We start from the raw sequence: 10,215 nt of genomic DNA on the forward strand, positions 1-10,215 counted from the left end.
CGGCGACCGCAGCCGGGTCCGTCTGCGCCGTCGCGTCCCCGCTGTCGCTGCCACCCCCGCACGCGGTCAGCACCAGGGCCGCGCTGACGGCGATCGGCAGGGCGGCGAACAGCGGACGCCTGCTCCTTCTGGACACGGGTGTCTCCTCTGGTCCGGGACCTGTACCCCCGCAGAGTTCCCCGGGTGAGAGGAGGCTGAGAACCGGACCCGTGTGCCAGGGCTGGCCCGGGCGGGTCAGGCGGCCGGTCGCATGTACACGACGGCGTCCGCGTCGACGATCAGGACGACCTCTGCGGAGGCCTCGTCGACCAGCTCGGCATGCCAGCCCAGGATCGCGTCGCCCTTCTCCGGGCGCAGGGTCACCTCGGTGAGTGTCGCCGTGCCGGTCAGCACCATCCCGGGGCGGACCGGGCGGCGCAGCCGCGCGTTGACGTTGCGCCCGGCCTTGCCCACCACGTCGGTCCAGACGGACGCCACGATCAGGGCCTGGTACACGGCCATCGTGTGCAGACCGCTCGCAATGAGCCCGCCCCACTGGCCGGCTGACGCCACGTCAGGATCGATGTGCATCGGCTGCGGGTCGAACGTCTTCGCGAACGCGACGATGTCGGCCTCGGTCATCGGCCAGCGACCCAGTTGGTACACGGTCCCGGCGACGAAGTCCTCGGCGTAACGCACACTCACTCCGGCAGGTCGAACAGTTCGGCGTCGGGGTCCTCGGCCCAGCTCGCGGCCGCGAGCTCTCTAGCCTGGTGGACCAGGTCGTCGGTCGACCGTCCCGGCCAGCCGTGGAGGACGTCGGCCCAGTCCTGCGGGATCGCTCCCACGCCGTGACACGCGCCGAGGAGCCCACCGGCGATCGCGGCGACGGTGTCGGTGTCCCCGCCCGCCCGGACGCAGTTCTCCAGGGCGTCGACGAGGTGCTGGTCCGGGTCGTAGGGCAGCACCGGCGTCTGCAGAATGCACGCCCAGGCGGCCTGCAGTGCGTGGACGACCCAGCCGTTGTCGCGGAACGTCGTGGCCGGCTCGCGCTCGGCCTCGTTGAGCCGCTTAAGCCACTTCTCGCGGGCCGCGGCGGGCAGCCCGAGCAGACCGACGCGGGCGTCGAGCTCACCGGTCAGCACGGAGTGCCGGATCGCGAGCGACCACAGCACGCACGCCTCGCCGGCCTCGGGGTCGGCGTGGGTCAGGCTGCTCAATGCGAACGCAACCTCCGCGCACGCCTCGGCGTCCCCGAGGTAGGCCAGCGCGACCGGCGCGGTGCGCATCAGCGACCCGTTGCCCGCGGTGCGCGAGGTGCCGGCGTGCAGCTCGGCGGCGGCCGCGCGCAGGTGGTTCGCCGTGGGGACGCCACCGGCGGCCGCGGACGCGTCGGTGAGGACCTTCCGGGTCTGGACGCCGACGTCGGTCGCGTCGCGCGCCCACGCGGCCCAAGCCGCGGCGATGCGGTCCTGGACGGCCTCGTCGCGCAGGTCGCCGGCCGCGGCGGCATCGGCGATCACGAGCGCCATCGCGGTGTCGTCGGTCCACTCCCCCGGTGCCCACTGGAAGCCGCCGCCCCCGCGCATCTCGACGGGGGCATCGGCCGCCATCGGGTCGCCGAACTCGTAGCCGGCGCCGAGGGCGTCCCCGGCCGCCGTGCCGAGCAGGGCCCCCGCGGCGCGGTTGCGCACCGCCGCCGGCGCGGTTCGTTCCGCCACGCTCACTCCTCCCCGGACAGCCGGATCGTGCGCAGCCGGTGCCCGGCGTACCAGGTGGCCCCGACCGTGACGATCACGAGCATCGGGATCCCGACACCCAGGCTGACCGCGGACTCCAGACCGAGGCTGTCGGCGACGTCCTCACCGACGATCGCCTCGGTGACCGAGGCCGCCCACTGCGAGATGCTCAGCGTCCGTGCGCCGGGGATGAAGCTGCCGACCACCGTCTCCCACACCAGCGCGTAGAGCAGACCGACCAGCACCGCGCTGCGCGTGACGACACCGAGCAGCAGGAACACCGCGCCGTAGGCGATACCGGCCACGGAGGCCCCGACCAGGAAGCCGAGCGCCAGGTCGTTGTCGGTGCCCGACATCAGGAACGCGGCGAGTCCCGCGGGGACACCGGAGAAGAGCACGATCGTCGCCATCGCGACGATGGCTTTCGTCGTCGCCATCGTGTGGCGCGAGAGCGGTTTCGCGAGCAGGTAGACGATCGACCCGTCGTCGATCTCGGGCGCGATCGCCCCGGTGCCGGCGATGACCCCCATCAGGGGGACGAACACCGCGATGCCGAGGCCGCCGGCCACCCCGGCGGTGACCTCGTCGTCCTGGCCGGCGAGCGCGCGGATCAGGATCGCGAGGCTGAGCAGCAGCGCGGGCAGGGCGAGCAGGAAGATGATGCGGCGGCGGCCCAGCAGGCCACGCATCGTCAGCTGAGCGACCGTCATGTTGAACGGTCCGCCGATGGTGGGCGCGTGCCCGGTGTGCGTGTTCATCGGCTCACCAGGTACGCGAACACCGACTCCAGCGACTCGTCGGCGGGACTGACCTCGTAGAGGCGGATCCCCCGCTGATGCGCGATTCGTGGCAGCACGCGCACGAACTCCCCCACGTCGGTGGCCTGGACCTGCAGGTTCGCGTCCGCGTTCACGCCCGGGGCGACCCGCGCGTTGTTCGGGACCACGAGTTCGACGGCGGAGGCGCACCGCTCGGCGATGATCGCCGCCGCGAGGGCCCGGTCGTCTCCGGACCGGATCGTGTACCGGTGCGGGCGTTCGGTCATCAGGCGGCGGATCTCGCGGAAGCCGCCGGAGGCGGCGTGGCGGCCGGAGACCATGACCTCGATCCGGTCGGCGAGTTCCTCCACCTCCTCGAGGATGTGGGAGCTGACGATGACCGTGCGGCCCTCGGCCGCCATCCGCTTGAGCAGGTCCATCAGGTGCAGGCGCTGCCGCGGGTCGAGGCCGTTGAACGGCTCGTCGAGCAGCAGCACCTGCGGGTCGTGGACCAGTGCGGTCGCCAGCTTCGCGCGCTGGCGCATGCCCTTGGAGTACGTGGAGATCGGCCGGTTCTGGGCGTCGACGAGGTCGACGGTCTCGATCGCCCGTCGGGCCGCGGCCGCCGGGTCCGGCAGGCCGTGGAGCCGGGCGTTGGCGAGCACGAAGTCGTAGCCGTTCACGACGTCGTACATCGCTTCGCGCTCCGGGACCAGACCGATGCGGCGGTAGATCCCCTCGTTGCGCCAGACCGGCTGCCCGTCGAGCGTGACCGCGCCCGAGGAAGGCGGCAGGAACCCGCCCATCATGTGGATCAGCGTCGACTTGCCGGCTCCGTTCGGGCCGAGCAGACCGGTGACCCCCGGACCGAACTCCATCGTCACGTCGTTGACGGCGACGACGTTGCCGAACCAGCGGGAGACGCCGTCGATACGCAGGGTCGCCATCAGATCGACACCTTCCGGTACCGCGCCATGAGCAGCGCGAGGCACGCAGCCACGACCGCCACGGCGACGAGGACGAAGATCGCGCCCCCGGTCGCGCCCGGCGGCGGCACGGTCGCCTCGCTGGGTCCGCCGAACACCGAGTGCTGCACCCCGTGCGCGAGCGCGTAGGGCGAGATCAGCTCCCCGTAGGCGGCCGTGGTCTCGGCGCCGTTCTCGTCGGCGACGGTGGTGACGGTCCCGCTCACTCCGGCCAGGACGATCAGCGACACGATGATCGCCGCGACGCCGACGCCGCGGCGCGGGGTCATCGCCGCGATCGTCACCGCGATGCCGGCGACGAGGACGGCCGTGACCGCCGCACCGCCCAGGCCGCGCAGGAAGTCCGGCGTCTGGGAGCCGATCGAGAGCTTGGCGAGCAGCGCGCCCGCGTACATGACGATCAGCGGGATCGCCATCATCAGGAACAGCGCGCTGGCGAGCGCGGCGTACTTCGCGAGGACGTACTCGACGCGCTGCAGCGGACGCGAGAAGTACAGCGCGACGACCCGGAACCGCAGGTCGCGCGAGACGCTCGCGGGCGCGGCGCCGGCGATGAACAGGCTCGTCAGCGCCGAGGTCGAGAGCACGTACTCGGTGTAGTTCGCGGGCATCGTCAGACGGTTGTCGATGCCGACGATCAGCGCCATGATCACGGCCGGCAGCACCAGCGCGAACAGCAGGATCGCGGGCATGATCTTCGACTTCGCCGTCCGGCCGAGGCCGAACGCGCCGCGCAGGGTGTCGACGTAGAGGGCAAGCGCGATCGCGCGCGACCCCGCGCGCGGCCCCTCGTAGTGCCGGAACCCGAGGTCGTGGATGACGCCGCCGCGGGGCCCTTGCGTGGGAACGCTCATGCGCCACCGCCGGCGGGCGTCGCGAACAGTTCGGCCATCCGGTGCCGCGGCCGCTCCAGGCGGACCAGGCCGAGGTCGAGGCTCGTCACCACCGCGAGCACGGCGTCGTAGGTGCTGTCGTCGACGAGACCGACGTGCAGGACGTCTCCGTCCGCGGTGGCCTCCAGGCCCTGGGACCGCAGCGCCCCGGCGACCTCCTCGCCGCGCTCGGTCACCTCGACCACCAGGACCGCCCCCTTCGCGGTGATCTCCGCCGTCGACGAGGAGCGCAGCAGCTTTCCGCCGTCGATGACGACGACGTGGTCGCAGGTGCGCTCGAGTTCACCGAGCAGGTGCGAGGAGACCAGGACGGAGATGCCGAACTCCGTGCCGACCCGGCGGATCAGGCCGAGCATCTCGTCGCGCCCGGTCGGGTCGAGGCCGTTGGTCGGCTCGTCGAGGAAGACCAGCTGCGGGTCGTGCACGAGCGCCTGGGCCAGCTTCACCCGCTGCTTCATGCCGGTCGAGTAGCCACCGATCGGCCGGTAGCGCTCCTCGTAGAGGCCGACGTGCCGGAGCGTGTCGGCGGTGCGCTCCCGGGCCGCCGCACGCGGCAGACCGGACATGCGCGCCATGTGCACCACCAGCTCGGTCGCGGACATGTCCGGCGGCAGGCAGTCGTGCTCGGGCATGTAGCCCACCCGCTCCCGGATCGCGACCCCCTCGGTGCGGATGTCGTGCCCGAGCACCTTCGCCGTGCCGGCCGAGGGCGGGAGCAGACCGAGGAGCATCTTGATCAACGTCGACTTGCCCGCGCCGTTGGCGCCGATCAGCCCGGTGATGCCCGGGGGGATGTCGACCGAGAGGTCCGCGACCGCCGTGACCGACGTCCCGAACCGCCGCGTGAGGGCGGCCGTCGTGATCATCACCGGGCGAGCCTACAAAGACCGCTGCGGTCGTGGGGCGGGACCGCTGATCACCTCGAGGGCGGAGGCGAGCCGCGCGCGGACCCCGCGCCGTGGCAGCGGCTGCCCCGCCGCCGTGCTCACGAGATGCGAGGCGACCTCGAAACCGTCGCCGACGGGCACGATCAGCCCGTCCGCGACCAGCCCGTCCTCGCCGATGCTGAGCCGGTCGTGCGCGAGCCCGGCGAGGTCGCGGTCCCCGGCGTCCAGCGCGAACACGGTCGCGCCGGCGCGGCGGGCGTCGGCGACGCGCTCCAGCGTCGCCTCCCCGGGGGTGTCGGCGGCCGCGACGAGCAGCGTCTCGCCGCGCCGCACGGCCGCCAGGCGCCGCAGGTCGACGGCGAGGTGCGGCGGGGCGCCGGCCGGCACCGCGTGCCGGACGAGGACCGGCGCGAGCTCGGCCACACCGGCGAGCTCAGCCTCGGTGTCCAGGTGCGCGGCCAGGTGCCAGGGCTCCGCCGTCGGGGTCCCGACGAGCAGGAGCCCCCCGGGCGGGTGCTTGGCCCGCCGCAGCGACCGCGCGAACTCCGTGGTCCGCCGCGTCCAGTCCGTTCCCGCGAGCAGGTCGCGCAGCAGCGTCGTGCGCTCGAGGTCCACGGACTAATCAGGCCACACCGGGTGCCGCTTCTCCAGGAACGCGGCCATGCCTTCTTTCGCGGCGGCGGACTGGGACAGCGCGGCCATGACCGGGATCGCGATGTTGTAGGCGTCGGCCTCGGGCCGGTCGAGCTGCGCGTACAGCGTCTGCTTGCCGATGCCCTTACCCGAGCGGCTGCCGCGCGTGGCGCGGGCGAGCAGGTCGTCGACGGCCGAGTCGAGCTGGTCGTCCGGGACGGCGTAGTTGATCAGGCCCCACTCGGCGGCGGTGGTGGCGTCCACCACGTCGCCGGTCAGCGCGAGCTCCATCAGGCGCTTGCGGCCGATGTTGCGCGCGACCGGCACGGCAGGGGTGTGACAGAACCAGCCGCCCTTGCCGCCGGGGAGCGCGAAGCCGGCGGACTCGGCGGCCACCGCGAGGTCGCAGGTCGCCACGAGCTGACAGCCGGCCGCGGTCGCGAGGGCGTGGACGCGCGCGATCACGACCTGGGGGACGGATTGGATGGTCTGCATCAGGTTCGTGCAGATGTTGAGCAGGTCCCGGACGCCGTTGACGTCGCGGGCGGCGACGTCGCCGAAGTCGTGCCCGGCGCTGAAGACCGGCCCGTTCGCGCCCAGGACGATGCCCGTGGCGTCGCTCTGCCCGGCCTCGGAGAACGCAGCGGTGAGCTCGCGGAGGTGGTCCTCGGACAGCGAGTTCCGGCGGCTCGGCCGGTTCATCGTGATGCGGACGGTCTCCCCGTCCCGCTTCACCTGAATGTGCTGGTAGGCGTCCATGACCCCCACGCTAAGAGCGATCGCCCCCGGTGGAAACCACCGGGGGCGATCTTCACAGGCAGGTGACCTGGCCTCCGTCCCGGTGAGGCCGGTCACCGGCAACTGCGCCGAGGTCCTGACATCCCCGCGGCGCGTGCCTGGCCCGTACATCCACGGTAAACCGTGCCGAGCGATGGTTCATTCCCTGAGCAGGGTGATGATGCCCACCCACGTCGGCGGGAACCCGGGCCAATCCGCCCCCGCCGCGGTCCCGAAGAGGACGCAAGACGTCGATCCGGCGTCCGGCCCAGCCCCCTCACACCCCGGGACACTCCCATGCGCACACCAGCACGCTCCCTCGTCGCGGCCGCGCTGTCGGCCGCGCTTCTCGGCGGCGGCCTCGCCGCCTGCGGCAGCGACGACGACACCGCGAGCGCGACCGGCGACCAGCAGAACTCCCAGGGTTCGGCGGGCGCCAGCGGCGGCACCACTACCGCGGCGCTCACCGCGAAGGGGACGGGCAACCCGTTCGCCGACGCGATCACCGCCGCCGGCCACATGCCGATGACTGCCAAGGCCCTGGCCGACGGCATCGCCACCGCCACGAAGATGAAGGGCTCCGCGACCTCCCCCGCCGCCGAGCTGCGCGCCGGCCTCACGCACCTGCTCACCGAGCACGTGTACCTGGCCGGCATGGCGGTCGCGACGGCGTACCACGCCGGCGCCGACTCCCCCGAGTTCAAGCTGGCCGCCGAGGCCGTCGACGACAACTCGCAGCGCGTCGCCGCCGCGATCGGCACCGTCGCCCCCGACGAGGAGGAGGGCTTCCTCACCCGGTGGCGCAGCCACGTCACCGACTTCGTGAACTACGCGGTGGCGGCCAAGACTCAGGACGAGGCCGGCAAGAAGAAGGCCGTCGCCAACCTGTCCGCCTACGCGAAGTCGTCCGGCACGTTCTTCGCCAAGATCTCCGGCGGGACGATGAAGGCCGCGGACGTCGAGTCCGCCTTCAACGAGCACATCGGCATGCTGGCCGTCGCCGTCGACGCGTTCGCCGCCGGCGAGACCAAGGCCTACAAGCTGCTCAAGTCCGCAGCCGGCCACATGCCGATGATGGCCACGTACCTGGCCGACGGCGTCGACAAGGCGACCAAGGGCGAGGGCGACCCGAACGACGAGGCCTCCACGCTCCGCGCGAATCTGACGGACTATCTGACCTCGCACGTGTACCTCGCGGGCGTCGCCGTCTTCACCGCCTACACCGCCGGTGCGGACAGCGCGGCCTTCACCGCCGCTGCGGCGGCGGTCGACAGCAACTCGAAGGACATCTCCAAGGCCGTCGGCAGCATCGCCGGCAAGGACAAGGGCGACGCGTTCTACGCCTCGTGGAGCAAGCACGTGTCCGACTTCGTCGACTACGCCGTCGCGGCCGCGGGTTCCGACCAGGCCAAGATGGACGCGGCCCTCGCGAACCTGAACGCCTACCGCAGCTCGGCGGGCGCGTTCTTCGAGACCATCACCAACGGGACGATTCCGTCCTCCGCCGTCGAGGAGGAGCTGAAGATGCACATCGAGACCGTCGCCGGTGTGATCGACTCACTCAAGGCCGCTCTGGTCAAGTAGCTCACACGCAATCTCCGCCCGTCCGGACGAATCCGGACAAGGCGACGCGGCCCCAGCCCCGATTCCGGGCGCTGGGGCCGTTTGCTTTGCCCGGCAACGAAATTCCGACCACTCGGGCCCTCAAGCCACGCACCGGATCCTCCGACACCTCAGCCAGTTTCAGACACCTGAGGAGTTCGCGTGCCCGCTAAGAGCAAGCCCCGCCACAAGCGGCAGACCCCGAGCCGCACTCGCCAGGGCGTTGCCCTGGGCGTCACCACCGTCGTGTCCGCCGGCGCCGTGGTCGCCGGTTCCGGCGTCGCCTCCGCCGCGGAGAAGCCCGTTTCGCAGTCGAAGGGCGTCTTCCTGTCCGGGTCCGCCCTGGGCACCAACCTGGACCAGCTGGTGAAGCTGGACAACGCCGCCGCGTCCAACAAGGGCGACCAGAACGTCGTCAAGGCGCTCAACCCGCTCGGCGTGAGCCTGCTGAACTCGCTCGACGTCCCCCTCGGACCGGTCAACCTGCTCAAGGGCAACGGGCTGCTCAAGCTCGGCGCCGTGAACCAGGCCGCGATCGCCAAGAAGGACGGCAGCGCCGTCGGCGCCTCCGGCGCGGTCACCGACTCCGGTGCGATCGCGGTCTCCGGCAAGGACGACGTCCCCGCCTCGACCGCCGACCTCGACCTCGGTGGCCTGCTCGGTTCCACCCTCGGTGAGGACCTCATCGGCGGGCTCCTCGACCTCGACCTGTCCGTGGGTGCGATCTCCGCCAGCGCCACCCAGGCCAAGGGCGAGAAGGGCAAGCAGACCGGCGACTACAACATCGCCGACCTCAAGCTCACCCTCCAGAGCCCGATCCTCGCCGGCCTGCTCGGCGGCCTGAACCTCTCGGGCAGCCAGAACGAGCTCGCGGGTCTCGGCGACCTGCTCAACGGCCTGAACCTGGACAGCCTCCTCGGCGGTCTGCTCGGCGGTCTGCTGGGCGGCAGCGCGAACATCGACGTCGCCAACCTGCCGGTGCTCTCCGACATCGTCGCCGGCCAGGACCTCACGGTCGCCAAGGGCGCGATCGCGATCGACCTGTCGAACGGGAAGATCACCGTCGACGTCGAGGCGCTGCTCAAGCAGCTCGGCCTGAACCTGAACAACCTGCCGCCGAACACCGAACTCGTCCGCCTGATCCTCAACGCGGTCGTCGAGAACGTCGGCGATCTCGTCACGGGCGTCGTCGACGACCTGCTCGACGACATCACCGCGGCCTTCGAGGACATCGAGATCACCGGCGAGGCCATCCCGCTGCTCGGCGGCGTCCTCCAGGCCCTGCCGGTCGACGAGCTGCTCACGGCGCTCCGCCCGACGCTGAACACGGTTCTGTCGACCGTGCTCCAGCCGGTGCAGGCGCTGCTGACCCAGGTCAGCGGCACGCTGCTCGACCCGATCTTCGACGCCCTCGAGCAGGTCCTGTCGATCCGGGTCAACGTGCAGGACAAGTCGGGCGGCGCGTTCACGCAGCGTGCGCTGCAGATCCGCGTCCTCCCCGACGGCGCCGGCATCAGCAAGAAGGCGGCCGGCGACGGTCTGGCCGTGGTCAACCTCGCCTCGGCGACGGTCGGCCCGGGCAGCGGCGTCGTCGCCGGTGCGGACGACGACGACGAGGGCGACTCGACCGGCGGCGGCACCCCGCTGCCGGACACCGGCGCCGGCGACTCCGCCCCGCTCGCGGCGGCCGGCCTCGGCCTGCTGCTCGCCGGTGCGGCCGCCACCGCCGGCTCGAACCGGATGGGCACCCGCACCGCCGGTGCGCACGCCGCCCCGCGCGGTCGTACCCGCCCCGGTGGCGGTCGGCACGCCCGCCGCTAAGTGAGGACCGACACCGCCAGCACCACCCGCTCCACCTGCTTCACCTGCTTCACCCAGATACGGCCGCGAAGGTGTCCGCGGCCCGGGCGGCCTCCTTCAGTGTGAGGCCACCCCGGACGGCCCGCTCGCTCCCCGTGCGA

10 protein-coding genes are annotated in these 10,215 nt (G+C 72.1%); 2 read left to right on the forward strand and 8 right to left on the reverse strand.

Going from position 1 to position 10,215, the window contains the following annotated elements:
- Nucleotides 1–234 precede the first annotated feature (234 nt).
- The 8 genes from ABD401_RS08390 to ABD401_RS08425 are packed head-to-tail and all read right to left on the reverse strand — an operon-like array spanning nt 235 to nt 6,634.
- A complete protein-coding gene (locus ABD401_RS08390) occupies nt 235–678 on the reverse strand; it encodes a MaoC/PaaZ C-terminal domain-containing protein (RefSeq protein WP_344603554.1) in 444 nt (147 codons plus the stop codon).
- A gap of 2 nt (nt 679–680) precedes the next feature.
- Complete coding sequence (locus tag ABD401_RS08395; RefSeq protein WP_344603555.1) at nt 681–1,700, reverse strand: ADP-ribosylglycohydrolase family protein; 1,020 nt, start codon at nt 1,698–1,700, stop codon at nt 681–683.
- A gap of 2 nt (nt 1,701–1,702) precedes the next feature.
- Nucleotides 1,703–2,476 (reverse strand): ABC transporter permease, encoded by a 774-nt coding sequence (locus ABD401_RS08400; RefSeq protein ID WP_344603556.1) that lies wholly within the window; start codon nt 2,474–2,476, stop codon nt 1,703–1,705.
- Entirely contained in the window at nt 2,473–3,423 is a 951-nt protein-coding gene (locus ABD401_RS08405; protein WP_344603558.1) for an ABC transporter ATP-binding protein, read from the reverse strand. The genes ABD401_RS08400 and ABD401_RS08405 overlap by 4 nt, the downstream gene beginning before the upstream one ends.
- Nucleotides 3,423–4,316, reverse strand: a complete 894-nt coding sequence (locus ABD401_RS08410) for an ABC transporter permease (protein WP_344603560.1) — start codon at nt 4,314–4,316, stop codon at nt 3,423–3,425. The genes ABD401_RS08405 and ABD401_RS08410 overlap by 1 nt, the downstream gene beginning before the upstream one ends.
- Nucleotides 4,313–5,221, reverse strand: a complete 909-nt coding sequence (locus ABD401_RS08415) for an ABC transporter ATP-binding protein (protein ID WP_344603644.1) — start codon at nt 5,219–5,221, stop codon at nt 4,313–4,315. The genes ABD401_RS08410 and ABD401_RS08415 overlap by 4 nt, the downstream gene beginning before the upstream one ends.
- Nucleotides 5,222–5,233: 12 nt before the next feature.
- On the reverse strand, nt 5,234–5,857 hold the full coding sequence (locus ABD401_RS08420) for a hypothetical protein (RefSeq protein WP_344603562.1): 624 nt from the start codon (nt 5,855–5,857) through the stop codon (nt 5,234–5,236).
- A gap of 3 nt (nt 5,858–5,860) precedes the next feature.
- Complete coding sequence (locus tag ABD401_RS08425) at nt 5,861–6,634, reverse strand: enoyl-CoA hydratase-related protein (RefSeq protein WP_344603564.1); 774 nt, start codon at nt 6,632–6,634, stop codon at nt 5,861–5,863.
- Between the two features lie 315 nt (nt 6,635–6,949).
- On the opposite strand from ABD401_RS08425, the gene ABD401_RS08430 reads away from it, so the two are divergent.
- Nucleotides 6,950–8,236, forward strand: a complete 1,287-nt coding sequence (locus ABD401_RS08430) for a hypothetical protein (RefSeq protein WP_344603566.1) — start codon at nt 6,950–6,952, stop codon at nt 8,234–8,236.
- Between the two features lie 180 nt (nt 8,237–8,416).
- Nucleotides 8,417–10,075, forward strand: coding sequence for a choice-of-anchor G family protein (locus tag ABD401_RS08435; protein ID WP_344603568.1), 1,659 nt, complete (start codon nt 8,417–8,419; stop codon nt 10,073–10,075).
- Nucleotides 10,076–10,215: the final 140 nt, after the last annotated feature.

Source organism: Sporichthya brevicatena (genome assembly GCF_039525035.1).
In the GTDB taxonomy this organism is placed as follows: Bacteria; Actinomycetota; Actinomycetes; order Sporichthyales; family Sporichthyaceae; genus Sporichthya; species Sporichthya brevicatena.